Source organism: candidate division KSB1 bacterium (genome assembly GCA_016214895.1).
GTDB lineage: Bacteria > Electryoneota > RPQS01 > RPQS01 > RPQS01 > JACRMR01.
Genome location: JACRMR010000002.1, coordinates 398,825 through 424,290, shown reverse-complemented (window position 1 = coordinate 424,290; position 25,466 = coordinate 398,825). Strand labels below are relative to the sequence as shown.

The following is a 25,466-nucleotide window of genomic DNA, read 5'->3' as shown; positions in this document are numbered from 1 at the left end:
CGTCAGGAATCGGAGCTGCTGGCGGCGGCTTCCGCGGCGCGGGCGGCCTGCGCTTCGCTCGGGGCGACGCGGTCCGTGCGTTCGATCTGTTGCCGCAGGTCCTGCAGATCCACGAAGTGCGATCCGACCGCCATTCTCAATTCCGCGGCGATCCAGTTCTGCGTGGAGACGACGCAGATCTCCTTGCCTCGCGAGCGCAGCAGCTCAAGTGCGCGTTCGAAGTCGCCGTCACCCGACAGCAGAATCGCTTTGTCGTAGTTCTCGACGGTGTTGAACATATCCATGACGATTTCAACGTCGAGATTCGCCTTTTGCGTGGTCTCGCCGGTTTCCTGATCATAGATGGTCTTGAGACCTTTTGTACGCACGACGTAGCCGGCATAAGCCAAGAATCGGACGAAGTTCTCATCACGCGGGTCCGGCGGCTGTTTGAGTCCCATATACCAGTAAGCGTCAGTAAGGTCGTCGTCAGAACGCAGGACCTTCAGCAGTTTGGCCGGATCGAAGAACCAGCCAAGTCCTTTCTTCTGCGTGTAAAACATGTTTGCGCCGTCAACAAAAATTGAGACGCGTTTACGGCCACCAGTGAAGCCCATCTCGTGTCAATTCCTTACATAAGTCAACTACATTTTCCGATGTCTCCGCATCGGCACGGTTTCGAGACCCAAGTTGCAGCGCGCGTCACCCGCATCGGCGCGCGCGGCGATCTTTTCAATCCAGCTCGAAAGCCGACTCGATAAGATCAGACATTTGGCGGTGGACCGGAATTCCGTCACATCGCCGGCATAAAGCACTTTCAACGGCCGCGTTTCCTGCGCGGCGGCGGCGCCTCGGCAGGCGCGGAGCGGTCGGGCGTGGTCAGCGCAGGCTTTCCGCGCCGGCTACGACTTCGAGAATTTCGTTGGTGATGGAGGCCTGCCGCACCTTGTTGTAGGTCAGCGTAAGCGATTCAATTAATTCTTGCGCATTCTTCGTGGCGTTTTCCATGGCCGTCATGCGCGCGCCCATCTCGGCGGCAAAGGATTCCTGCATGATGCGCCAGAGCTGCACTTCCACGAACTGCGGCAGGATTGAATTCAGGATTTCGAGTTCCGACGGTTCGTAAATGATATCGGCGGTCGGACCATCATGATCGGACTCGTCCGGAACGATCGGGAGCAGCGACTCGACGACGACGTTTTGCTGGATCGCCGACTTGAACTCATTGTACACGACGACCACATGATCCATGTCATGATGGTGGTAGCGGTCGATGATCTCGTCCGCGAGTTCCTGCGCATGATGGAAGTGCAGGTGATTGAAGAGCCCGATCAACGAGTGTGTGATCGCCGCGCCGCGACGGGTAAAAAACTCGGTGCCGCGCTTGCCGACCGTGAACAGGAACACTCTTTGGTGTCGGTTCTCCTCGATCAGGCGTTGCGCGCGGCGCAGGATATTCGTATTGAACGAGCCGCACAGTCCGCGGTCGCCGGTCACGACCACAATGCCCAGCTCTTTTTGCGGTTTCAAGGCAAGCAGCGGATGCGCCGAGCGGTCGATGCGCGCGGAGACCTCGCGGATGACCCGCCGCAGCCGGAGCGAATACGGGCGGGCGCGAACGATGTTCTCCTGGGCGCGTCGCAGTTTTGCGGCAGCCACCATCTTCATCACGCGGGTGATCTGCTGCGTGGATTGCACGCTGCGAATGCGACGCTTGATTAGCTTCAGACCGGACATAGGATCGGATTCAGGAGGTGGCGGGCAGCGCCGGGGTGCGGCGGCTCTTCAGATGCAAACGGGTGAGCAGGACGAACAGACAACAGTTGCCGAATAGCGGAACGATCGACGCGAGTTTGCCGCCGGCAGTGTCGCCATAGCTCGACTCCAGCGCGACGGAGAGCGCCAGGGTGGTCACGAGCAGTGGGACGAAAGGCCGGGGTTGCTCCGCCCAGAGGAATGCGATCACCGGCAGCAGGATAATCAGGTGGTGTTCCCACGAGATCGGCAACGCGAGTAGAATCGCCGAGTACCAAAGCCCCACGGAATACACAATTCGGACGTGCTTCGAACGCAGCTGCGCCCCGGCGGCGATCGCCAATACGACGAGAGCGACGAGTTTCCCGACCCCATTCAGCGTCGGGTCCATCTGAAAGCCATAGTCGGAGACCGACACTGGAGTCCCGATCCGCATGAGTCCCGCGAGCAGACTCTGGTTTCCGCTGAACGCGGTTTGCGAGGCGCCCAGCGTGCTGAGCAGATTCCAGTACTCGCGATGCGCGGTCACGCCCAGTATCGCAAGGGAGATCGCCAGCAATACTGCCATCATGGTCAGCGCAATCGCGGTCGTCCGGTATTGTCGCCGAAAGATCCGCGGTAGCTCTCCGATCAGCAGGAACGGCTTTACGAAACAAGCCGCGCCCGTGATCAATGCCGACCAAGATCGCCCGCGAAGCTCGCGCAAGTAAATTGCGATCCAGAGCAGGACGGCGATCAATAAACTGGTCTGTCCGAGGAATACGGAGCGCGCGACCGGGTACGAACCGAACACCAGTGCAAAGATCAAGACTCGCGAAGCAGGCAGCGCCAGCGCGGTCAGCATCCGCTCTATCAGCAGCGCGTAGAGAACGGCGAGCAGAATTTGAATCGCTCCCCAGGCGACTCGCCAGGTCTCAATGCCCGCGTGAGCTATCGGCACGCAAAGATAAGGAACCAGCGGCGGATAGAAGCACCAATTGGGTTCACCATCCACGCGCAACTCACGCAGATTGCGTTCGTGATGCTCGACCCACGATTCGTTCAACGCATAGTCGCGGCCCGGATACAACAGACGGACATCATCGTGGGAAAGATCGTAGGCCAGCAATTGGATCGAGAGCAGGTCCGCGTTGCCGGGCGGGAGACCGACGGCGACGAATTGGAACGCGGCAATGCTCACGAGCAGCCACCGAAACCACGCCACGGGAGCCTCCGTAGAGAATCAGGGCGCCGGCGGAACCTGCAGCGCTCGGTGATTCCGGATTGCAGGATTAGTCAGGAAGCGCTGCACCAGCCACGCATAGAGCAGGAGGTTGGCGATGGCGATGTGTCCAGCCGCGATCTTGCCTACACCTCCATCGCCGAACCATCGCCAGAACCGCATGAAGACCAAGAAGGCGACGGTCCACAGCACGTAGCGCCAGACCGTGCGATCCTGTTCCGTTTCGCTCCGCAACAGTGCCCAGGCGAGCACCGGCATCGAGAGCAGGAAATAGTAGTTCCAGGCAAACGGCAGGGCCAGCACAACACCGGAAACCATCAGGCCCGCCGCGGCGGGGAAATTCTCAACGGTCAGGTTACGCCGGCGCACCCAGAGCACAATCATCGTCCCTAATCCGAAAACGAGATTCCCAAGAATTCGCAGCAGTCGAATGGTCGGCGGTTGAGGAAAGTAGAGGTCGTTGACGCTGCACCCGAGAAACAACCGGGCGAACCAACTACTCAGGGACTGATCGAGCGCGTTCGGCCAAACCGTCTGGCTGGCATCCTGTGCGGCCCGCCACCACTGAGCGTGGATTTCAGGGCGGAGTACCAGCCACGAGGCGGCGAACAAGGTGACCACAAGCGAACCGCCAAAGAGCACAGGTCGCCATCTTCGCTGAATGGTCGGAATCGCGAGAAACGCGACGGGGGTGAGTTTTATTGCCGCGGCGAGTCCAATCAGGAGACCGGCAGCCGATTCACGGTGTCGGCTAAGTGCGAGGAGGCCGGACCATGTGCAAAGAGTGACGAGCAACGCAAATTGGCCGAAGCGGACCGCACTTGCCAGTGGCACGGAGGCGAGGAAGAACGCCATTAACCAGACGAAGCCGCGCCAGCCAGGCGGAAGTTGGCAGAGGCGCCGCGTCACTTCCACGAGTGCAATCAGTAGCAAGCAGTTCAGGACAAACACAGCATTCCGCCAGTACACCGCGGGAACGTCCGCAACCGGAGCCAGTGCCGCCGAAACAAACGGAGGGTAGAAGTGCGGATTGTCGTAAAGGTCTGCGCCGAATTGCTTCGCCGTCCGCTCCCATTCTACCCGCCAGGCCTCCCATTCCGCGGGCTCGAATGAGGTGTAGATCCGCTCCAGCGTTCCCTGCTTCCATTCGTAAGCGGCGAATTGGATATGGAAAAGATCGGAAGTCGAGAGCGGAAATGCACCGCGGGCGAACAGCAAGAATACCAGCAGATAGGCCGGGATCAGCCAATAGTCGCGGGGTCAGCCGTCAGCGCGAAGCAGAAACCACTGTCTCATCGGTGTCGTATGGTGAGGGATCCGCCATCCGACGCATTTCCAGCAGGAGCCAGAGCACCAATAGCGTTAGGCCGATAGTCTGCGAACCTGAGATAAGCCTGCCGAGCATCGATTCGCCATAGCATCGCGTTAGCTTCATCAGGAAGAAGAACGCCGCGACTCCCAGCAGCACGGCGGAGGTTGCAGAATGGCGTTGGCGGCACCATTCGCGGTGAATCGCCCAGCCCAGCACCGGGAGCATCCAGAGCCAGTAGTGCTCCCACGAGGTGGGCAACAGCAGCAACACCGCACCCATGACGAGGCCGATCAGCGGGATGGCTGCGGCAGAGTTGCTCTTGCGCCAGATCCGCATTGCCACCGGCAGGATGGCCACAACGCATCCGCCGAACGCGGCGAGCCGGAAGCAGACAATTCTTGTGTCGAGCACGGGCCGGTAATCATCCATTCGCACGTCTGACGTCAGCCGCACGAACCAACCCGCCAGTGATTGGTTACCAAAGAACGGCCAAACGAGATTACCAAACTTCGTAATCGCCTTCCACCAGTAGCCGTGCACCTCCAGCCCCAGTGCAAACAGGCTGATGGCGTAAATGCCGATCACGGTCACCAGTGCCGCGGTCACAAACCGGAAACGGCGCAATAGCAGCGGCGCCAGCAGGAGCGACAGCGGAAATATCTTTAGCGCGCCCACGATGCCGAGCAAGATTCCGCCGAACACCTGCCGCGACCTGCGCAGCGCGAGGATTGCCAGCCACGTGATCGCCACCAACAAGGGCCCGATCTGGCCCAACTTCGTCGCGCGCGCCATCGGATAGCAGACCATTACCAGCGCGAGTCCCCAAAGGATGGAGCGCATGCTGCAGCGGACTTCGCACGCGCGCAGTACGATTAATGCGAAGGCGGGAAGCAGTAGCAAGTTCATGGCAAAGACCGTGTACATCCATGAAGCGGCATCAGCATCGGCGAACGGGGAGAGCAGAGCATGCAGGAACGGCGGGTACAGGGGTTCGTTAGGCCAACCTTCGGCTCCAAGTTTCGCGGCGATGGGCGCGCGGTGTGCTTCCCAGTCCCGGGTGTCTTCGATGGATGTGTACATCCACTGCAGCTCGCCCTGCTTCCATTCGTAACTCGCGTACTGAATATGGAAAAGATCAACCATCCACAGCGGAAAGACCGTGCGCTGCCACAAGAACAGTCCGGTGAGCAGGGCGACGATCAGCAACCAGTCCGGTGGCGGCCTGCGAACGACTTCCACAACGCCCCTTGCTCGTGGCGGAAACTGCTACTTAGTCCAGCTCGCCTTGAAGTCCTTGGCGAGCTGCGTCAACTTCTCTTCCAGCTCCTTGTCGATGATCTTCTTTTGCGTGATCTCGGTCAGCAAGGCTTTGCCCGCACTGCGGAAGTACTTTTGCAGGTCGGACTGGAATTTGCCGACCGCATCGACCGGAACATCATCCATGTATCCGCGAGTCGCCACCCATAACACGGCGACTTGTTCTTCAACGGGCCACGGCGCATATTGACCTTGCTTAAGCACTTCCATCAATCGCGCGCCGCGGGTGAGTTGCGCGAGCGTGGCCTTATCGAGATCGGAACCGAATTGCGCGAAGGCCGCGAGCTCGCGGTACTGGGCAAGATCAAGTCTCAATGACCCGCCGACCTGCCGCATCGCTTTGATCTGCGCATTGCCGCCGACGCGGGAGACTGAAATACCGGCGTTGATGGCCGGGCGAATTCCGGAATAGAAGAGTTCTGATTCGAGGAAGATCTGGCCGTCGGTAATCGAAATCACGTTGGTCGGAATATAGGCGGAGACGTCGCCAGCCTGCGTTTCGATAATCGGCAGGGCAGTCAGCGATCCGCCGCCCAGCGCATCGCTAAGTTTGGCGGCGCGTTCGAGGAGGCGTGAGTGCAGATAGAACACGTCGCCGGGATAGGCTTCGCGGCCCGGCGGGCGGCGCAACAGAAGCGAAAGTTGGCGATACGCCCAGGCGTGCTTGGTGAGATCGTCATAGATACAGACGGCATGCCGACCGCTATCACGGAAGAACTCGCCCATGGCGGCGCCGGCATACGGCGCCAGGAATTGAATCGGCGCGGGCTCGACCGCGGTCGAGGAAACCACGATGGTGTGTTCCATCGCGCCATGTTCGTCCAGGGTCTTGACAACTTTGGCAATCGTGGAGCCCTTTTGGCCAACGGCGACGTAGATACAAATGACGCCGGTGCCTTTCTGGCTGATGATCGTGTCGAGCGCGATCGTCGTCTTGCCGGTCTGGCGGTCACCAATGATAAGTTCGCGCTGACCGCGGCCAATCGGGATCATGGCGTCGATCGCCTTAATCCCGGTCTGCAACGGTTCCTTGACGGGCTGGCGCGTGATCACACCGGTGGCCAGGCGTTCAACCGGGCTGAATTTCTTGGCGTTGATCGGCCCCTTGCCATCGAGCGGCATGCCGAGCGGATTGACGACGCGCCCGACGAGTTCGTCACCGACGGGCACCTGTACGACGCGTCCGGTGCGTTTGGCCACGCTGCCTTCCGCGATCTGCGCATCGCCGCTGAAGAGCGCGCAACCGACGTTGTCCTCTTCGAGGTTGAGCGCCATGCCGAGCGCGCCACCGGCAAACTCGACCATCTCTCCGTACATGACTTTGTCCAAGCCATAGACGCGGGCGATACCGTCGCCGACATAGACCACGCGGCCGACTTCATCGACGGAGGACAGTGCCTGATAATCGGCAATCTGTTCCTTAAGAATGGAAGTGATTTCTTCCGGACGAACTCTCATGATGCTATCTTATTGAGGGTCTGAATTCTTGGAGCGTGCCGCGGCGATCAGGCGGTGCCGGCCAGCGCGGATTTGAGGTTGGAGATCTTGCGGGCGAGGGAGCCATCGAAGACGCGATCGGGCCACTCCACCACGAGACCGCCGAGTAACTCAGGATTCGTATTCCAGGTGACCAGCGGCGTCATGCCGCTGTGTGCAGCAAGCTGGCTCTTGATCTGTGATTGCAGCGCGTCACTGACGGTCACGGCAGTCGTCACGGTGACCACCACCTCGCCTTGGTGCTTTCGGTAATAATCGTCGAACACGGGTGAGAGCGTATGCAGCACTTCGATCCGGTCCTTGTCGATCAGCAGATGCAGAAAGTGCCGGGTGAGTTCCTGCGCCGGCAGTCTCTTGCAAAGCGCATCAACCAGCGCTTTGAGGCGCGCGGTATTCACGCCGGGATTGAGCAACATGGCGGTCAGCTCCTTGTTTCCGTGCAGAACGTCAGCGATTTCCGCCAGGTCATTTCGCACCTGCTCGACGACCTTCTGGTCCACGGCGACCTTGAACAGCGACCGGGCGTAGCGGTTGACCAGCGAGCGCGGGGCGGCTTTCACCGATCCTCCTTGAGCGCGTCGAGAATGAACCGCTCGTGATCTTTGGCATCTACGGTCTTGCCGACGAGCCGGCTGGTCGCGCGAGCGGTAAGGTCGGCCACGTACTGTCGGAGATCGGCGCGGGCGGCATCGCGTTCTCGCTCGATTTCGGCATTGGCACGGTCAATCAGGCGGTCGGCGGTTTCCTTGGCGCGAATTCGTTCCAGTTCAAGGTGTTGATTGGCGGCATCCTGTGCGCGCTGAATGACCTCGGCAGCCTCTTTCTTGGCGTTGGCCATGGACGCCTGATAGTCGGCCAGCAAGGCGGACGCCTTTTCGCGTTCCGCCTTGGCGGTTTCGAGGTCTTTCCGAATAGAGTCCTCGCGCGACTTGAGGCCGGACAGGATTGGCTTCCAGCCGAATTTGGAGACCAGCCAGACAATTACCAGAAAGGTGATAATTGTCCAGAGGACAGAGCCGGGTTTGGGACTGACAACCGAGGCCAGACCACCGCTTTCGGCGGCAATCGGGAGTAAGAAGTTAAGCATAGGTTCGCACCGGATGCGCCGCTAAGGCGCGTGACATTACTTCGTCCAGATCAGGATTTCGATGAGGAAGGCAAACAGCGCGGCACCTTCGACCAGACCGGCCATCACCAAAGCGGCACCCTGAATCTTACCGGCGGCTTCGGGCTGACGGGCGATAGCTTCCATTGCGCGACCGCCGATTTGACCGATACCGACTCCGGCTCCCAGCGCGAACAGTCCGGCACCGAGACCGGCACCGAGCAGAGCAAGTCCTTGTTCCATGGATCAGAAAACTCCCTTGAGACTTGAATTGAATATGTGATGTGTTGAAGTTGCCAGATTAGTGCGGATGGACGGCCAATCCGATGAACACCGCGGAGAGCATGATGAAGATGTAGGCCTGGATCAAGGCGACGACGATTTCGAGCAGCATGACCCCGGTCGCCACGGCGATGGACGGAATCGCGAAGAGCGGTGTCACAATGAGGCCGAGCAATACCGCAATGACCGCGTGCCCGGCCAGCATGTTGGCAAAGAGACGAATCGTGAGGGCAAACGGGCGGATGAAGAAACTGGCGATCTCTACCACAATGATCAGCGGCATCAGCCAGCCGGGCACTCCCGGAGGAGCAAAGCTGTGCAGAAAACCGCCGATTCCATTCTCTTTAATGCCCATTCCAGTCATGAGACCGAGTGTGCAGAGCGCGAGACCGGCCGTGGTCCCGATGTTTCCCGTCGCCGAAGCGCCCCACGGTAGCAGCCCGAGCAGGTTGGAAAAGAGGATGCAGGTAAAGAGCGTGAGGAAATAGGGCAGGAACGTATCCGCCTTCTCGTGCAGGTTCGGTCGCAAGATTTCATCGCGGATGAACGTCGCGAGAATTTCGAACACGTTTCTCATCCCGGTGGGCACGGCCGTCGTCTGCTTCCCCGCCCGCCACACCAGCGCGAATACAATCAGCATCGCGATCAACCACCAGACCTGATGTTTGGTCACGAAGGTCATCCCGCCGATCTCGAACACGGGCAGGTGAATTTCATATCCGAACAGATCGATCTTGTCGGCATCGACGAGGTGATGCTCAAGAATCCGCACGAGGGTCGTGCCAATCCCACCTTCATGTTCGGTGTGCGCGGCTCCGCCCTCGGCCGCACTTGCGGCCGTTGCCGAATCGGCGGCCGCTGGCATGCGGTCAGTCGCGGGCACATTCGCGGTTGCGACCGGAATCAGGCTGCAGAATATGACCAGAAGTATCGTCTTTGCGAGCAGTTTCATTGGGACTTAGATCTGCGAAACGCGAAATAGACTTCGATACCGAAAATCAGGAAGAATACGAGCAGGATGCCGACGAGGACGGAGATGCGGTTCAGGGCTGTACGACGAAAGAGGAAGATCAGGGAAAGCAGTATGATCAAGAACCTGAGCGCCACCCCGATTGCCCAGGCGCGCATGCGCAATCCCAAATCGGAATGTTTGGTGGCGACCAGCAGCAGTACGGAGGGCAGTGCGGCAACCAGCGATATCAGACCACCAACCGCTATGGAAAGCACAGAAGTCAGGAGCGGGGATGGGATTTCTTCCAAGCGTCGGAATCCTGTACGCGCAATCGGACCACAATGGAGTAGATACTACCGAACAGACCGAGCACCGATCCGACAAACAGGAAGACCGGGAAGCTGCCCAGCTTGCTGTCGAGCCACCATCCCCCTCCGCCGAAGACCACCGTGACCCCGACGATGGAGACTCCGATTTGCAGCGGGTCGCGCAGGAAGTTTCGTGGCGGCTCGGTGAACTTGCGCCGACCGGGCTTACCCTCCGACGGCGGCTCGCTCTGCGGGTTTGGGGAGTTCACCGATCTTGCTTTGGCCATTACTGACCACGACTCTCGGTGTCTGCGGCGCACCCATGCTGGACTGCCCACGGAATACAGCGCCCTCACTGATCGTGAGCCGGGTCGCGTGGATATCACCTTCCAACTGGGCCGTGGCTTCGAGAGAAATCTTCTGTTTGGCCGTCAAAGTCCCTTTCACTCGACCGGAAACGATAATCTCTTCGGCGACGACGTTGCCTTCGACGCTGCCGCCGGCGCCGACGGTCACTGTCTTGGCGGAGACCACATCGCCGACGACCGCGCCGTCGATGCGAATCGAACCTTGTGTCTTGATCGACCCGCGAATCTCAGCATCCTTGCTGAGGAGGGTCGAGATATCGGCAGAGGAGAGCGACCGCAAGTTGGACGAACCCCACTTACTCATGTTCAGCCTCCTGAGAGAACGGAATTGAAGATATCGCCGGTGGACGGCGAGTGCATTCCGCGAGCAACCGCGCAGACAGTCGTCAGGGGATGCTGCGGATGAGAGTAGTCGGATCGACGGGCTGGCCGTCGTACCAGACTTCGAAGTGCAAGTGAGGCGCGGAACTGACTCCGGAATTCCCGATCAAGGCAATCGGCTCACCCTGGCGAACACGGTCGCCGGGTCGGACCAACAAGAGCTGATTGTGGCCGTAAAAGGTAAAGTAGCCGGAGCGATGCGCCAGCGCCACAAGATTGCCGTAAGGATAAGACCATCCGGCGTTAATCACGATTCCATCGGCAGCCGCGACCACGGGAGCGCCCTCTTTGGCTGCCAGATCGATGCCATGGTGAGCGAGCTCTCGTGAGTCGTCGTGAGTAATGAAACCGCGCGTAAGGAATCCGGACACGGGCGATGCGGCGGGGACGTCAGAAGCGGAGTAACCTTGGGTCGCGGGTTGGTTCCCGCGAGCGGCGTCCGACAGCGGGACGATGCCCGAACCTAAGTTCCCGAAGGGCGAGGAGGTCGTGACCGGGGGCGGAATCCACGGGGTGGATTCGGATTCCGTCTGGGCGCCCGCTCCGAGGACTCTTCTGACCTGTCGTTCGAAGGCCTGCAACTTGGCGAGTTCCGTTCCCATGCGCAGCAACTCATCGCTTGAGTTTTCGAGTTCGCGTACTCGGATTCGCAGGTGATCCGCGTCGGCGGCCCGGCGCGCTACGGCCCAGAACAGGACGGTCTCTACGACAGCATAAAGAACAACGAGGGCCAAGGCGCTGACAAGGAGCACAACGGCCCGGCGAGGCAGCCGGAACTGGCGAGTGCCGGATTCATTCTCCGGAATCACGAGGAGCGTCCACCCTCGCCCCTTCATTGCAGCCAACTCTTTGCCTTTACTTAATTTAAATATTCTAAACTTTTTAATATAGCGATTTTGCCCGATTGAGTCAAGTGAAAACAAGAACAAAGCGCAACAAGGTATGCATGTAACATAATGAATTACATACGCTTACAAAACGATACTATTTACCATTCCTCACCAGGATTCTCAGCGAAATCGGCAGCGCGCACATTCGAATAAGAGGATACCGGTGGCCACAGAGACATTGAGGCTATCGACATGGGCTGGCAGTGGAATTCTGACAATATCGTCAACCGAACGTAGGACAAGCTCACTCACTCCTTCCCCTTCGCTGCCCACAACCAGAACCAGGCGTCGCTTCCAGTCGTACTCCGTGTATGTCCTGGCGCTGGCGAGTCCGGCGGCGGCGACCGACCAGAATCCGCGCTCGGCCAAATCTCTTAAACTGCTGGAGAGATTGGTCACCGTGAATATCGGAACGAGATAGGCCACTCCAGCCGACGCCTTTACGACGACTTCCGTGACGGGCGCCTGGCGACGATCGCGGATCACGACGGCTGCAACATTGGCGGCGGCTGCCGTGCGCAAGATCGCGCCGAAGTTATGGGGATCCGTGACCCCGTCCAACATCAGCAGGACGGGCTGTTCGTCCGCAGGGAATGCCTCCGCGAATTGGCGCAAGTCGTGGCGCAGAGCGGGGGGCCTGGCGAGTGCTCGGATACCCTGTGTGACGCCGGGTTCATCCTCCGCCCAGCCTTCGACTTCGAGCATCTCTACCTTTTCCGTGCGCGCAATCGCCGCAAGGTCAGCGATGATGCGGCCATGGGCGCCGCGCGCGATTTCGATGCGCTGAACGACACCGATGCGCAGTGCTTCGATGACCGGTTTCCGGCCATAAATACGAATCAGCCCGGATTCAGTTCCGGGCTCCGAGGGGCGAAAATCGGCGGGCCGTGAGCGGTGGGCGGTGCGTCGGGAACGGTCAGCTTTCACGGTTCAAGCAGTTCCAGAAATCGCTCGAGATCATCGTTGGAATAGTACTGGATTTCAATGGTGCCGCCGCGCACACCGGGCTTGATTTTCACGCGGGTGGCGAGGGCGCTTTGCAGTCGCTGTTCGATGCGCTGCAATTCGACCGATGCCCGCGGACCGAGCTCAAGCTCGCCGTTCAAGCGGGCTTTGATCGCTTTGACGCTGGCCCCGCGCGTGAGCGCTTCAGCGGCGCGAACCGTCAGCTTGCCGTCACTCACAAAGCGGTTGAACAGCAACTCCCGCTCGCGATCATCGGCGACCGACAGCAACGCGCGCGCGTGGCCCATCGTAAGCTTGCGGTCCTGCAACGCACCCTGAATGTGTCCCGGTAATTTCAGCAGCCGCACGGTGTTCGCGACGTGGGCGCGGCTCATGCCGAGCCGGTCCGCGATCGCCTCCTGCGTGAGTTTGCACCGGGTTTGCAACTGGACGATGGCCTTGGCGATTTCGATCGGATTGAGATCACTGCGGACGACATTCTCGAGCAACGCCAGCTCGAGCATCTCCTCGTCGCTGGCCACTTCGCGGATGATCGCCGGAATGGTCTCACGCCCGGCGGCCTTCGACGCGCGCAACCTGCGCTCGCCGACCACCAGCTGGAACCTTGCCCCCATGGGTCGGACGATCACGGGTTGCAGGACGCCCTGCTTCAGGATCGACTGCTTGAGTTCCTCGATCTCCGCGTCATCGAAAACCGTTCGCGGTTGAAACGGATTGGGGTCGATCACCCCGACCGCGAGTTCGGAGATGGTCGCGCCGTTTTCCGCGGTGAGTTCGGATTCCGTAATCAGCGCCCGCAGGCCTTTGCCCAATCCCTTGGGCGGCTTCACGCCACGACCTCACTGCGGATAGATCGTTGCGCTCCGAGGAATTCGACGGTCAGATCGCGGTAGTTCTGCGCGCCACGCGAACTCGGGTCGTAGAGGTAAACGGGCTGCCCGTAGCTCGGGGCTTCGGACAGTCGGACATTGCGGGCGATCATGGTCTTGTACACACGGCTGCCGAACACTTGGCCGATTTCGTCGGCGACCTGCTTCGACAGGTTCAACCGCCCGTCGAACATGGTGAGCACGATTCCCTCGATTTCGAGCTGCGGATTAAGGTGTTTTTGCACGAGCTTGACCGTTTTCATGAGATGGGCCAATCCCTCCAGCGCAAAGTACTCGCACTGCATCGGTACGATGATCGACGTGGCCGCGGCCAGTGCGTTCAATGTGAGCAGGCCCAGAGAGGGCGGGCAATCCAGAATCACATAGTCATAGTGCGTCTCGAGCGCCGACAGCGCCTCGTCCAGAATTCGTTCGCGGGCCATGCGTGGCACGAGTTCGATCTCCGCGCCATGCAGCCTGGTGTCCGCTCCGAGGACGTCGAGCCCCTCGATGTTCGTGCGGCGAATCACCTCAATGGCAGCGGCCCCGTTGATGAGCAGATCATAGATACCGGGGAATTCGCCGGTGCTGGAGAGTCCGACGCCCGCCGTCGCATTACCCTGCGGATCCGTATCGACCAGCAAGGCTCGCCTCCCCTCGAGGGCAAGCCCGGCGGCAAGATGAATGGCGGTTGTGGTCTTGCCCACTCCGCCTTTCTGATTGGCAATCGCGATGATCTTTCTCATAGAATGTCTAATATAGGGCACGGCGGCAAAATATGCAAGGGCAGATTGTCCCTCTCAGCCGCTGGCGGGGAAATTCAGCCTGTGGGCATGTTTACTCTGGAATCGCCGATTCAACTCGGGGTATCCCTCGAGGTCCGGGTCCCGTTCGATCAGGGCAGCGGCCCGCTCGGCGGCCAGACTGAGCAGATCGGCATCCCGGGCGGGGTTGCTATAGCGCAATTCAAACTCACCGCTTTGACGCGTGCCGAAGAATTCACCCGCGCCGCGCAGTTCCAGATCGCGCTCGGCAATCTGAAAGCCGTCATCCGTTTCGCACAGTGTCTTGATTCGATCTTCCGCTTCGACCGTCATTCGCGGTCCGGGCATGAGGATGAAGAAGGCTCGTTGGCCCATGCGTCCAATTCGCCCGCGCAACTGGTGTAATGCGGCGAGGCCGAAGCGCTCCGCATTCTCGATCAGCATCAGGGACGCCTCGGGCACATCCACCCCGACCTCAATGACCGGTGTACAGACGAGGACCGGAGTTGTGCCCGACCGGAATGCATTGAGGGCGATCTGCTTGGCCTCCGCCGCCATTCGTCCATGTACAAGCCCGACCTTTACCCCCTTGAGTGGACCGCGCGTCACGCGTTCGTGGTAAGCGATGGCCGCCTCGGTGTCCAGCTTCTCTGACTCTTCAATCAGTGGACAGACGATGAAGATGCGCTGGCCAGCCTGCGCCTGCTCCGCGATAAAGCTATAGACTTTGGCGCGGTCCGGCTCGGTCCGGATGGCCGAAACGACTTGGCGCGGACCGCCGGGCAGCTCGCGCAGCGTTGAGACGTCCAGATCGCCCATTTGTGCCATCCGCAGTGAACGCGGGATCGGCGTCGCCGTCATCAGCAGCAGGTGCGGGCGGATGCCTTTTGAACGAAGCGACGTGCGCTGCTCGACGCCGAAGCGATGCTGTTCGTCGATAATCACCAGTCCCAGCCGGGCGAACTGAACTTGATCCTGAATCAGCGCATGCGTACCCACCACCAACTCGGCATGGCCGCCGGCGATCGCTTCCAGGATCTCGCGTCGCTCCGCAAGGCGCTGCTTGCCTCGCAACAACCGAACCGTCAAACCGGCGGCGGCCGCCGGTAGGAGCAGTCGTTGCGCATGCTGCTCGGCGAGCAGTTCCGTCGGCGCCATCATGGCGGACTGATAACCGCAGTCCGCCGCCATCGCCATCGCTAACAGTGCGACAGTGGTCTTGCCCGAGCCGACTTCGCCTTGCAGCAGCCGCTGCATCGGGTAGTTTCGTTCGAGATCGTGACGGATCTCGGTCAATACCCCGCGCTGACCTTCAGTGAGCCGGAATGGCAGCGCGGCCAAGACGGCTTTGGTGCACGGGCCGATTTTGTCAAACGCAATACCGCCGGGCAATTCGGCGTTCATTCGCCGTCGATAAGCAAACAGCAGCTGATAGATGAACAACTCTTCGAATCGGACTCGGCGCCACGCGGCATGCAGCTGCTCGTTTGACTCCGGTTCATGAATTTGGCGCATGGCCGGCGCGCGCGTAAGCGCATTCGCGTCGTGCAGGTCCTGCTCGGGCAGGAATTCGATCAGATCGCGTTCGGCGAAGTCCAACGCCAGCCGCATGATCTTGCGCAAGGTCCGGCTTTCCAACCCCGCTTTGCGCAGTGCCATACCGCCGGGATAAAGCGGCACAATGCGCCCGGTATTATAGAACTCCGTATCGCCGTCGTCGCCGAGTTGATCGACAGCCGGATGAATGAACTTGCGCTCGGCAAGATCGTTGATCATGCCGGACACCGCGACCGTTTGGTCCTCCTTGAGCTGCCGGCTCCAGTATTGGATACCCTGAAACCAGATGCACTCGAGCAGCCCCGAGCCGTCGTTCACGCCGACTACGAGCCACTCTTTGCCGCGCTTGCTCTTGATCCAATTCACATACGAGATCTTGCCGACCACCGTGATTTCGTGTTCGGTCAGCCGCAGATCTTTGATCCGCATGACTTGCGAGCGATCCAGATATTTGCGCGGATAGAACTCCAGCAGCTCGCCGACCGTCGTGATTCCGTATTCAGCGAGCGCCTCACGACGGTGCTCTCCGATCATGCGGATATCCGTGACCGGACGTTCGAGCCAAGAAGCAGGGCGGCTTAGCGCCTCATTACCACTGTCGGACAGTGTAGGTCAGGATGGTTTCTTGGTCGGCATCGCAGGGGACCGTGAACTCGACTTTGGTCGCGGTCACCTTCTTGTACGGCAGACTCGATTGGCGAATCTCCCAGTCGCCCCAGAAATGATCGACGACGACCACTTCGATCTTGTCCTGCTTGCGATTTCTGAGCTTCACTTCCCAATCGGTCTCGCTCGAATGACTCGAAATCTGCCGATAATCCTGCTGGTTCTTTTCGACCACCACATCGAACGCCTTGCCGACGGTCACGCGCATCGTTTCATGGCGCGGCGTGTGCTCGATTCGATCTTCGCCGATGAACTCCTGACTTCCATCCGGACCCAGTTGATAGACGCGCACGACGCCGGCCGGCAGCGCGATCCCGAGCCCGTTCTCCTCGCGATTCTCAAATTCCAGTGACACGGTCACACGGTCGTTGTCAACCTGCGAGTCGTAGGTGAACAACTTCTTCGTCGAAAACGCTGCGGACGGAAACAGGCTGATCTGTTTGATCTGATTGTCCATCACCGACGCGGGGCGCTGGAGCGTGTACAGGTGGTACTCGAAGAAGGACTGTTCCTGAAACTGTGGCGCGGCCTTCGCCCCCACGGACTCCACCATCATGTCAGCGGCATAGGCGCGCCGCATGACGTCCCGCACGCGATTGGGTTCGCCCGCGATCAACTTCAGTTTGGCATCCGTGTAGGATGTGCCGCAGCTATTCGTAATCGTCACCCATGCGTCCATGTCGGCGCGCGTGTTCTCCTGATTCGAGACGAGCACGTAATTGGCTTTCCAGGACAGCCCGGAGGTCAGGTACGATACTTCAGTTTCCTTGTTGCCGCCGCTCCGGGCATCGACGAGCCAGCGCAGCGTCGGGCGCGTGATGAGACCCTCGGGCAAACTGGGATAGCGGATATCCGCGGCTTTATCGAGCATCAGCGAGCGCAGCGAACCGTCGCCCTGCTTGAGTACCAATTGTCCGGCGCCCCTCATCCCGCCGAAACTCAACAGCGTTCCGCGCGCGATCTCGCCCTTTTCGTTGACGACCTCGATCTCTTTGTCGATATACTTCTGAAGCAATTTGTCGGGCGATACCAGATCGTAGTCGAAATTCTGCTCGAGCATATCCACGCCGTCGGCGCGAAAGTGCACGGAGGTCGCGTCGATCTGCGCGGAGACATCGCGGAACATCAGTTCTCCGCGGCCGGCTTTGAACTCCATGCCGCGCGTATCCCGGACCAGCGACAGATTGTCGTTGTAGATCGTAATCGAGACCCCCGGCGCGGCCAGCGCAGCCGTGGCGAGCGCCAGCGCCGCGGCGGCCCTCAGAAGATTGCGGATCATGAATGCCCTCCCATAGCTTCAATTTCAGTCAGGAAGCGCGCAACCTTTTCGCGCGCGTCGCGCAAGTCAGCCAGTTTCTGTCGTTCCGCATCGACGATTTCGGGTTTTGCGGACGCGACGAATTGCGGGTTCGCCAGCCGACCGTCAGCTCCGGCAATCAGCTTACCGAGGCGGTCAAATTCCTTGCTCAAGCGCGCCCGCTCGACGACCGGGTCGATGAGGCCGCCGAGCGGAACGTACACTTCGATTCCCTGCACGACGCTCGACGCGCTGCCCTTGGGCTTTGGCGCTCGAATCACCAGTTGCTCAGCGCCGGTCAATTTCTGGACAAACGCCGAATACCCGGCGAGAAAATCCAGCTGCTGGTCACTGCCGCCCGTCAGGCCGACGGTAATCTTGCGGTTGGATTGCACACCCAGCTCGCCGCGAATCGTGCGCAATGCACTGACGACTTCCTGCAGCAGCACGAATTCCGCCTCCACAGCGGAGTCGATGGCATCCTTACGCACGCGGGGAAACGGCGCATACAAGATGGTAGGCTGCGACAACGAATTCGGGGACAACTGGATCAGCGTCTGATATATCTCTTCGGTAATAAACGGCATCAGCGGATGCAACAGCCGCAGCGCGCCTTCCAGAATCGCCAGCGCATGTTGCAACACCGCACGTTTTTCCTCGGCATTTGCGCTCTGCAATCGGGTCTTAACCAGTTCGAGGTACCAATCACAGAAATCGTTCCAGATGAAGGCATAGAGCCGTTTTGTCGCGTCCGAAAACCGCATGTCGGCAAGCGACGCCGTTACGTCGTTGACCGCGGAGAAGAACGCCGACGTGATCCAGCGGTCAATCAGACTGTCCGGCAGCTTGCCCCGTTCGTCGATGCGCTCGAACTCGAACCCGTCCCCCTCCTCCGGCAGATTCATGAGCAGGAACCGAGTCGCGTTCCAGATCTTGTTCGCGAAGTTTCGGCCGTTCTCGCAGAGTTCAGCACCGAACCGGATATCACCGCCATGCGGCGTCAGCGAGACCATCGTGAAGCGCAATGCGTCCGCCCCGAACTCGTCGATGACGTCGATCGGATCGGGCGAGTTGCCCAGCGACTTCGACATCTTGCGGCCTTTGGGATCGCGCACGATGCCCGTGAAATAGACATCGCGGAACGGCTCGACACCGAACACCTCTTCGGACGCCATCATCATGCGCGCGACCCAAAGGAAGATGATCTCGGGCGCCGTCACGAGTACGCTCGTGGGATGAAACCTCTGCAAATCCGCGGTAGCTTCGGGCCAGCCGAGCGTCGAAAACGTCCACAGCCAAGAGGAGAACCAGGTATCGAGTACGTCGGGATCCTGAACGAGGGTCTGGCCGGCGAATCTCGGATCGCGAGACGGATCATCGACGGCGCAGATCACCTCGCCGGTTTCCTGCACCGTCCAGATCGGGATGCGATGGCCGTACCACACTTGCCGCGAGATACACCAGTCGCGGACGTTCTCCATCCAATGGAAGAATGTCTTCTCCCAATGTTTGGGGTGAAAGTTAACCCGTCCCTCACGCACGGACCGAATCGCCGGTTCCGCCAGCGACTGCATCTTCACAAACCACTGTTCGGACAAGAGCGGCTCGATAATCGTGCCCGTCCGCTCGTTGTGACCCACCGCATGGGTGTACGGCTCAATCTTCTCCAGCGCATCCAATTCCTGCAACCGCTCGACGACGAGTTTTCGCGCGGCTTCGCGCGTCATGCCCTGGAATTCGGCGGGCGCGGCATTGGTCAGCTTGCCATCCGGACCGATCACGATGACGAATTCGAGATGGTGCCGCATCGCGATCTCGAAGTCGTTCGGGTCGTGCGCCGGCGTGACCTTCACGCAGCCGGTCCCGAACTCGCGATCGACATAGTCATCAAACACAATCGGGATCTCACGTCCCACAATCGGTAACCGCACGGTCTTGCCGCGCAGCTGACGATAGCGATCGTCTTCCGGATGAATCGCCACGGCCGTATCGCCGAGCATCGTCTCCGGACGTGTGGTCGCTACGACGAGGTGACCGGAACCGTCGCTTAGCGGGTACTTGAAATGCCAGAGCGACGACGAAACCGGTCGCATCTCCACCTGTTCGTCGGAGAGTGCGGTGTGTCCGACCGGATCCCAATTCACGATGCGTTTCCCGCGATAGACCAGGCCCTTCTCGTACAAGCGAACGAAGATGGTCAGCACCGCGCGCGACAGACTGGGATCCAGCGTGAATCGCTCCCGTGACCAGTCGCAAGATACGCCTATGCGTCGCAGCTGCCGGAGGATGATGCCGCCATGGTGTTCTTTCCAGTCGTTGATCCGCTGGATCATCTGCTCGCGGCCCAGGTCGTGTCGAGTCAGCCCCTCTTTCGCGAGTTCCGCCTCAACCTTTACTTGCGTCGCCAGTCCCGCATGGTCCATGCCGGGCAGCCAGAGTGTGTCCTCGCCGAGCATCCGATGCCAGCGAATCAGGACGTCCTGTATGGTGTTGTTGAGCACATGACCGATGGTGAGCCGTCCGGTCACATTCGGTGGCGGCATCATGATCACATACGGTGAGCGGCCCTCACGTACCGGCGCGGTGAAATAGCCGCGGGATTCCCATTCCCGGTAGAGACGTTGTTCGACCTGTTGCGGTGAGTATGCTTTCTCGAGCTGCAGCTTCGGCATGAAATCTGAGGCAGGTTTAGAAGGTAATCAGGCGACGGCGGCGGTTCCTCGTTTCCGCAAATGACCAAATCAGCAGCATTCCGGCGATGAACCCGCCGATGTGCGCCCACCAGGCGACCCCACCGCCGCCGCCGCCGAGCAGATTGGTTAGCTGCATCAGGAACCAGACGCCGAGCACAATGTAGGCCGGAATCGGGACAAATCGTAGGAAGAAGAAGAACCAGACCATCGTCACCACGCGCGCCTGCGGATAGAGGATCAGGTAGGCGCCCAGCACGCCACTGATGGCGCCGGACGCTCCGATCATCGGCACCGTCGAAGTGATGTCGCCCGCATAGTGCGCGAGCGCGGCAATCACTCCAGCGGCCAGATAGAACAGCAGGAACTTGAGATGGCCGAGATGATCTTCGACATTGTTGCCGAAGATCCACAGGTAGAGCATGTTTCCGCCGAGATGCATCAGCCCGCCATGCAGGAACATGCTCGACACCAGGCTGAGCCAGCGCTCGGGGAATTGCGGAAGCAGATTGAACGCCCGCGTCATCAAGAGCGGCACGGTGCCGAACTGATAGACCAACGCCTCATACATCGACGACGGCAATGTGAACGACCAGATCCCCGCGATCACGTTCGCGGCAATTAAGCCGATCGTGATCACCGGCAAGCGACGCGTCGGATTCTCGTCACGAATCGGAATCACAACGGACGGCGTGCGCTAAGGAATCGCCACATCGAATACCCAACTCTGCTCATTGCCGGCGCGATCCCCCGCGGAAAGCTCGATGCGATGCGGTCCGTTGCGCAGGATGTGCGGAGTCCAAATCGGTCCACCGCGCGCTTCGAAATCGAACTCCACGATGGCCGGTTCGCCATCCACGCGGCAACGCACGGTGCCATCATCGATCCCCGACGCCTCATCCGTCAATCCGACATAAATTGACCCGCGATGAGCGGTACAGCGGGCAACGGGCGGCGTCCCATCCAGACCGATTCCGTAAGTCCCGGCTTTCATGACGTAACAGGACATCCCAGCCGTGCGACCCGGGATCCTCCACAGCGGGCGTTTGGACCCATCGCCCTTCTGCTCGTAGAAGTACCTGCCTTGAACGGTCTCCCCCGGCGCAAGATCGTAGTGCAATTCGAGTCGATCGCCGAACGCGAGCTCGGTAGGTGATATTCGTACCTGATCGGCTCCCGACAGCGTCAGTTTCGCCCACGCGGCGCATGCGTCCTGCGCGGTCAGCAACGAGAACGGTCCGGCACTGAAGCGGTCGGGTAACGTCGTGGCGTCGATGGCCGCGGCAAGACCCGAGGTCAGTCTCAACGAGACGGTGGTCGTATTGCCGGCGCGGTCCACGACTTCTACCTCAACTTGAGCATCTCGCAAGTCATGCAGCCAGCCCTCGCACGAACCGTCCGAGTTCCATTGGGCCGGCGGCGGACTGCAAAACAGCCGACGCACATCCGTATCACGATGCAGCCGTTCGGCGTAAACGAGTCGGTCGTAGATGTCCTTTGCGCCGAGCAGGTCGATGCTACCGCAGGCTACGGAGTACACTTGCTCGCCGTTCACGCGCAGTCGAATCTCCGACGGCACGGCATTGCGACCCCAGGGACCGGGATCATAGCACCGGACGAACAGCGCAACAGGCTCGGCAGCCGTGATAGCCGGCGCGCGCCATCGTCCGCTTCGCACCTTAGTCAGCGTCAGCTTGAGACCTGCCGCCAGCGGGTCATAATCACCAAGCCCGATCCACGACAACCCGGTGATCACCGGCGGTTGCGAGTCGCGCGGCTCATAGAATTGCAGCGGATCAATCTGCACGGCTCCTTCGCGAATCTCGAAATGCAAGTGTGCAGGCCCGGCGCCACTGTCACCGGTGTACGCGATGACATCGCCGCGCCGAAATTGCACGGCCGCGGAGATCGAGTCCGTCGCGAAATCCACCCGATAGTTCTCGCGGACCAATTGCGAGTCGCGCATCAGCGTTTCGAGTGGCGCGACAAATTCGTTCAAGTGCCCGAAGACCGCCGTGCGCGCGTCCGCCATGCGAAAATAGAGCGCGCGACCATACCCACTCGGAGCAACCGCGATCCGCTCAATGAAGCCATCGGTCGGCGCGACGACCGGCCGATGTTCGGGACCGGTTCGCAGGTCCACGCCGCCGTGGAAATGTTCGGGTCGGCTGTCGGCGAATCCTCCGGTCAGCGTCCGACCAAACGGCAACGGCCAGAGCCGCTCCGGCGCAGTTGCGTCTGCCGACAAGGCGAGCGCGAGGAAGATCAGTACTCTCGCCACCGCACGCTTACTGACAACATCAATCCGGACAAGGTCAACATGTTCAACAAAGAACTCCCACCATAGCTCACGAACGGCAAGGGCACTCCGGTTACGGGCAGGAATCCTACGGTCATCAGCAGATTAGTCAGTACCTGTGCCGTGATCAGGCAAGCGCCGCCGGCGGCCACTGATGAATAGAATGGATTGTGGCAGCGCTGAGCTAACCGCATCGCCCGGACAAACAGGATGAAGAACAGCACGGCCACGACCAGCGTGCCGGCGAAACCGAATTCTTCGCCCCACGCGCTGAAGATGAAATCGGTATGACCTTCCGGCAGGAACTTCAACTGCGTTTGCGTGCCGTGCAAGAAGCCCTTGCCGGTGATCCCGCCGGAACCAATCGCGATCTTGGATTGGATCAACTGATACGCGGATCCCAGCGGATCGGCTTCCGGGTTGATAAATGTCAGGAGTCGCTTCTGTTGATAGGGGTGCAGTTTGCCCCAGAGGTGCGGCGTCGCCGAGCCGACGGACAGAAAGACAATGACCGCGAGTGCGAGGGGCACCAGTCTCCGCCGGCTGAAAAAGATGGCTGCCACGATTGCAGCGAGCGTAGCGATGTGGAGTGTTTGGTGCCAGAATGTCAGCACCGCCAACACGGGAGTCAGTAGCAAGACCAGGTGCCAGAACGGGATTCCCGCCCACGCCAGCAGGCAAAACATGACCATCGGGAACACGAGCGATGTCCCGAGATCGGGTTCTACGAGAATCAACCCCATCGGCACCACGCACGTCGCGACGGCGACGATGGTCACCCAGGCCTTGCCGATGTCGCGTGGAAAGTCGGTCAGAAACCTCGCGACTCCCAGCAGGGTCGTGACCTTGGCAAACTCCGAAGGTTGGAGTCGAAAGGCTCCCAAGTCGATCCAGCGTCTCGCCCCCATTTCAACGTGGCCGAAGAACATTACACCGATTAGCGACAGCACGCCGATGATATAGATGACGTAGGCGAACGACTGGAACACGCGAAGCGGAATTGCCACGGTCATGATCATCAAGCCGCCGCCGATCGTGGCCCACAACAACTGCCGATAGAAATGGGTGAATTCCAATTCGCCTTCGGCAAAGCTCGTGGAGTAATTGGCCAGCAAACCGATTCCGACGAGGCCGAGCACTGAGATCAGGATCCAGGGATCGGGGAACTGATACCGTCCACTCATTCGGCCGTCGCGAGATTAGCGCTGATCGGCGGGTTGTCTATCCCGCGTTCGGAAAGCACGAAGGCCCGCATAACCTCTTTGGCGATCGGTGCGGCAGCAGACGAACCGTGTTCGCCGAACTCAACCAGCACGCAACATGCGACAATCGGGTCATCGTACGGCGCATATCCCACGAACCAGGCGTGGTCGTCGCCATGTGCATTCTGCGCGGTTCCGGTCTTTCCGGCAATCGGACAATCCTCATCCTGCTGCCGCCTGGCGGTTCCGCCCCCGCCCCAGACGACCCGCCGGGCGCCTTCGCGCACAATTGCCATGTTTTCAGGGGAGCAGCTCAGCGGCTCTCCGGGCGGCGCCTCACGTTTCTGGAGTGTCTTGGTCTGTGGATCGTACACCCCGCTGACCAGAAATGGCTTCTTCCAGACTTTTCCGTCGCCCACGGCGCATGCGTAGGCGCAAAGTTGGAGGGGCGTCACCAGCACTTCGCCCTGACCGATCGCGATGGAGGGGATGAAGCCTTTGGTCCAGCCGCTGGGACCGTAGCGCTTGTTGTAGTATGCCTCGGAAGGAATCAGCCCATCCGCCTCAGACGTTTGATCGACGCCGGTTTTCGTGCCGAAGTGGTAACGGGCGAGCGCCCGGTTGATGCCGTCGGCGCCCAGCATCATTCCTACTTTGTAAAAGAATACGTCGCAACTTTCTTCGATCGCGCGATAGACGTTGACGCTTCCATGTCCCTTCTTGTTCCAGCACTTAAAGGTGCGATTTCCGACGGTGTAATGGCCGGGACAGCTGGCGGTGAAGGCGGGCGTGATGGTCTTGCTTTCGAGCGCCTCGGTCAGCATCGCCATCTTGATTGTCGAGCCGGGCGGATACATGGTCTGCGACGCGCGGTTCAGCATCGGTTTCTGCGGATCCGTCAGCAACCGATTCCACTCTTTGGAGTCAATCCGCCCGGCGAACACCTGCGGGTCGTAGGTCGGTGCGCTGGCCATGCACACGACTCCGCCGTTTCGCACGTCCATCGCCACCACCGCGCCGATCTTGCCCGTCATCAACGATTCCGCCAGCGCCTGTACGTCGGCGTCAATCGACAGCCAAAGTTCCTTGCCGGCAATCGGTTCGATGCGGTCGAGCTTGTCCTCGTCGGCGATTTCCTGCCCATGTGCATTGACAATTGAAAACCGCCGTCCCGGCACGCCGCGCAGCGCTTCGTCGTAGATGCGCTCCAATCCGCGCTTCCCGACCAGATCGCCCACTCTGGCATAGGGGAATTTTTCCAGCTCGTCCTTGGAAACCTCGCTGACGTATCCCAGCGCGTGGGCCGCCAGTGAACGCGAGTAATATCGCTGCTGCTCCAGTTCCAAGAATGCACCCGGGATCCGGTCGCGCATTTCTTCAAAGGCGGACAACTGGCCGAAGCTCAGGTCACGCTCGATGCGCATGGGCTGGAATGTCGAGCGGAACGGCTTGATCATGTTTTGCCGGACGAATTCGGTGTTTTTCCGCATCGCGCCGCTGAGCAGCTCCAACCCCGCTCGGTCATTCCAGAGTTCGCGGGGAACTCCCCAACACGAATAGGACGCACGATTCGTCAGCAGCAGGCGGCCGTGGCGATCGCGCATGACGCCGCGCGGTGGTGTCGTTTCCACAAGCCTGATGCGATTGCTGTCCGACTTCTCGCGATACTCGTTTCCCTGCAATACCTGCAGCTCAAACAGCCGGACCCCGAGCACGCAAAACAGCGCGGCGACGATACCGAGAAAGCTGAAATAGCGAATCGTCTCGCCGGACGTTTGATTCGCCATC

The 25,466-nt window shown here is 60.1% G+C and carries 25 protein-coding genes; all 25 read right to left on the bottom strand.

What is annotated here, in order from left to right; translation table 11 throughout:
- Nucleotides 1-2 precede the first annotated feature (2 nt).
- Nucleotides 3-596 (bottom strand): NYN domain-containing protein, encoded by a 594-nt coding sequence (locus HZB60_01765; protein ID MBI5058488.1) that lies wholly within the window; start codon nucleotides 594-596, stop codon nucleotides 3-5.
- Between the two features lie 27 nt (nucleotides 597-623).
- On the bottom strand, nucleotides 624-800 hold the full coding sequence (locus HZB60_01760) for a hypothetical protein (protein ID MBI5058487.1): 177 nt from the start codon (nucleotides 798-800) through the stop codon (nucleotides 624-626).
- A 58-nt stretch (nucleotides 801-858) separates the two neighbouring features.
- Nucleotides 859-1,716, bottom strand: coding sequence for an ATP synthase F1 subunit gamma (atpG, locus tag HZB60_01755; GenBank protein ID MBI5058486.1), 858 nt, complete (start codon nucleotides 1,714-1,716; stop codon nucleotides 859-861).
- Between the two features lie 10 nt (nucleotides 1,717-1,726).
- Nucleotides 1,727-2,938: a DUF2029 domain-containing protein gene (locus tag HZB60_01750; protein MBI5058485.1), complete on the bottom strand. Its 1,212-nt coding sequence runs from the start codon at nucleotides 2,936-2,938 to the stop codon at nucleotides 1,727-1,729.
- Between the two features lie 18 nt (nucleotides 2,939-2,956).
- The gene (locus tag HZB60_01745; GenBank protein ID MBI5058484.1) at nucleotides 2,957-4,174 is read right to left on the bottom strand and encodes a DUF2029 domain-containing protein; all 1,218 of its coding nucleotides are present in this window, start codon (nucleotides 4,172-4,174) and stop codon (nucleotides 2,957-2,959) included.
- A gap of 49 nt (nucleotides 4,175-4,223) precedes the next feature.
- Nucleotides 4,224-5,507, bottom strand: coding sequence for a DUF2029 domain-containing protein (locus HZB60_01740; protein MBI5058483.1), 1,284 nt, complete (start codon nucleotides 5,505-5,507; stop codon nucleotides 4,224-4,226).
- 27 nt (nucleotides 5,508-5,534) lie between these two features.
- Complete coding sequence (locus HZB60_01735) at nucleotides 5,535-7,043, bottom strand: F0F1 ATP synthase subunit alpha (GenBank protein ID MBI5058482.1); 1,509 nt, start codon at nucleotides 7,041-7,043, stop codon at nucleotides 5,535-5,537.
- A 47-nt stretch (nucleotides 7,044-7,090) separates the two neighbouring features.
- Nucleotides 7,091-7,642: an ATP synthase F1 subunit delta gene (gene atpH / locus HZB60_01730; GenBank protein ID MBI5058481.1), complete on the bottom strand. Its 552-nt coding sequence runs from the start codon at nucleotides 7,640-7,642 to the stop codon at nucleotides 7,091-7,093.
- Nucleotides 7,639-8,169: a F0F1 ATP synthase subunit B gene (atpF, locus tag HZB60_01725; protein MBI5058480.1), complete on the bottom strand. Its 531-nt coding sequence runs from the start codon at nucleotides 8,167-8,169 to the stop codon at nucleotides 7,639-7,641. Before atpF ends, atpH begins: the two co-directional genes overlap by 4 nt.
- A 36-nt stretch (nucleotides 8,170-8,205) precedes the next feature.
- Nucleotides 8,206-8,430 carry an ATP synthase F0 subunit C gene (atpE, locus tag HZB60_01720; protein ID MBI5058479.1) on the bottom strand — a complete coding sequence of 75 codons (225 nt, stop codon included), beginning with the start codon at nucleotides 8,428-8,430 and terminating at the stop codon, nucleotides 8,206-8,208.
- A gap of 58 nt (nucleotides 8,431-8,488) precedes the next feature.
- A complete protein-coding gene (gene atpB, locus HZB60_01715; protein MBI5058478.1) occupies nucleotides 8,489-9,421 on the bottom strand; it encodes a F0F1 ATP synthase subunit A in 933 nt (310 codons plus the stop codon).
- The gene (locus HZB60_01710) at nucleotides 9,418-9,729 is read right to left on the bottom strand and encodes a hypothetical protein (protein MBI5058477.1); all 312 of its coding nucleotides are present in this window, start codon (nucleotides 9,727-9,729) and stop codon (nucleotides 9,418-9,420) included. Before HZB60_01710 ends, atpB begins: the two co-directional genes overlap by 4 nt.
- Nucleotides 9,702-9,998 carry an AtpZ/AtpI family protein gene (locus HZB60_01705; GenBank protein MBI5058476.1) on the bottom strand — a complete coding sequence of 99 codons (297 nt, stop codon included), beginning with the start codon at nucleotides 9,996-9,998 and terminating at the stop codon, nucleotides 9,702-9,704. Before HZB60_01705 ends, HZB60_01710 begins: the two co-directional genes overlap by 28 nt.
- Nucleotides 9,955-10,401 carry a polymer-forming cytoskeletal protein gene (locus tag HZB60_01700; protein ID MBI5058475.1) on the bottom strand — a complete coding sequence of 149 codons (447 nt, stop codon included), beginning with the start codon at nucleotides 10,399-10,401 and terminating at the stop codon, nucleotides 9,955-9,957. The genes HZB60_01705 and HZB60_01700 overlap by 44 nt, the downstream gene beginning before the upstream one ends.
- Nucleotides 10,402-10,483: 82 nt before the next feature.
- A complete protein-coding gene (locus tag HZB60_01695) occupies nucleotides 10,484-11,323 on the bottom strand; it encodes a M23 family metallopeptidase (protein MBI5058474.1) in 840 nt (279 codons plus the stop codon).
- Nucleotides 11,324-11,488: 165 nt separating this feature from the next.
- The gene (rlmB, locus tag HZB60_01690; GenBank protein ID MBI5058473.1) at nucleotides 11,489-12,295 is read right to left on the bottom strand and encodes a 23S rRNA (guanosine(2251)-2'-O)-methyltransferase RlmB; all 807 of its coding nucleotides are present in this window, start codon (nucleotides 12,293-12,295) and stop codon (nucleotides 11,489-11,491) included.
- The gene (locus HZB60_01685) at nucleotides 12,292-13,164 is read right to left on the bottom strand and encodes a ParB/RepB/Spo0J family partition protein (GenBank protein ID MBI5058472.1); all 873 of its coding nucleotides are present in this window, start codon (nucleotides 13,162-13,164) and stop codon (nucleotides 12,292-12,294) included. The genes rlmB and HZB60_01685 overlap by 4 nt, the downstream gene beginning before the upstream one ends.
- Nucleotides 13,161-13,949, bottom strand: coding sequence for a ParA family protein (locus HZB60_01680; protein ID MBI5058471.1), 789 nt, complete (start codon nucleotides 13,947-13,949; stop codon nucleotides 13,161-13,163). Before HZB60_01680 ends, HZB60_01685 begins: the two co-directional genes overlap by 4 nt.
- Before the next feature lie 54 nt (nucleotides 13,950-14,003).
- Nucleotides 14,004-16,058 (bottom strand): ATP-dependent DNA helicase RecG, encoded by a 2,055-nt coding sequence (gene recG, locus HZB60_01675; GenBank protein ID MBI5058470.1) that lies wholly within the window; start codon nucleotides 16,056-16,058, stop codon nucleotides 14,004-14,006.
- Between the two features lie 55 nt (nucleotides 16,059-16,113).
- On the bottom strand, nucleotides 16,114-17,469 hold the full coding sequence (locus tag HZB60_01670; protein ID MBI5058469.1) for a DUF4139 domain-containing protein: 1,356 nt from the start codon (nucleotides 17,467-17,469) through the stop codon (nucleotides 16,114-16,116).
- A complete protein-coding gene (locus tag HZB60_01665; protein ID MBI5058468.1) occupies nucleotides 17,466-20,159 on the bottom strand; it encodes a valine--tRNA ligase in 2,694 nt (897 codons plus the stop codon). Before HZB60_01665 ends, HZB60_01670 begins: the two co-directional genes overlap by 4 nt.
- A 16-nt stretch (nucleotides 20,160-20,175) precedes the next feature.
- A complete protein-coding gene (locus HZB60_01660) occupies nucleotides 20,176-20,859 on the bottom strand; it encodes a rhomboid family intramembrane serine protease (GenBank protein ID MBI5058467.1) in 684 nt (227 codons plus the stop codon).
- 15 nt (nucleotides 20,860-20,874) lie between these two features.
- Nucleotides 20,875-22,458 (bottom strand): M23 family metallopeptidase, encoded by a 1,584-nt coding sequence (locus HZB60_01655; protein MBI5058466.1) that lies wholly within the window; start codon nucleotides 22,456-22,458, stop codon nucleotides 20,875-20,877.
- Nucleotides 22,443-23,660 carry a rod shape-determining protein RodA gene (rodA, locus tag HZB60_01650; protein ID MBI5058465.1) on the bottom strand — a complete coding sequence of 406 codons (1,218 nt, stop codon included), beginning with the start codon at nucleotides 23,658-23,660 and terminating at the stop codon, nucleotides 22,443-22,445. The genes HZB60_01655 and rodA overlap by 16 nt, the downstream gene beginning before the upstream one ends.
- Nucleotides 23,657-25,465, bottom strand: coding sequence for a penicillin-binding protein 2 (gene mrdA, locus HZB60_01645; protein MBI5058464.1), 1,809 nt, complete (start codon nucleotides 25,463-25,465; stop codon nucleotides 23,657-23,659). Before mrdA ends, rodA begins: the two co-directional genes overlap by 4 nt.
- Nucleotide 25,466: the final 1 nt, after the last annotated feature.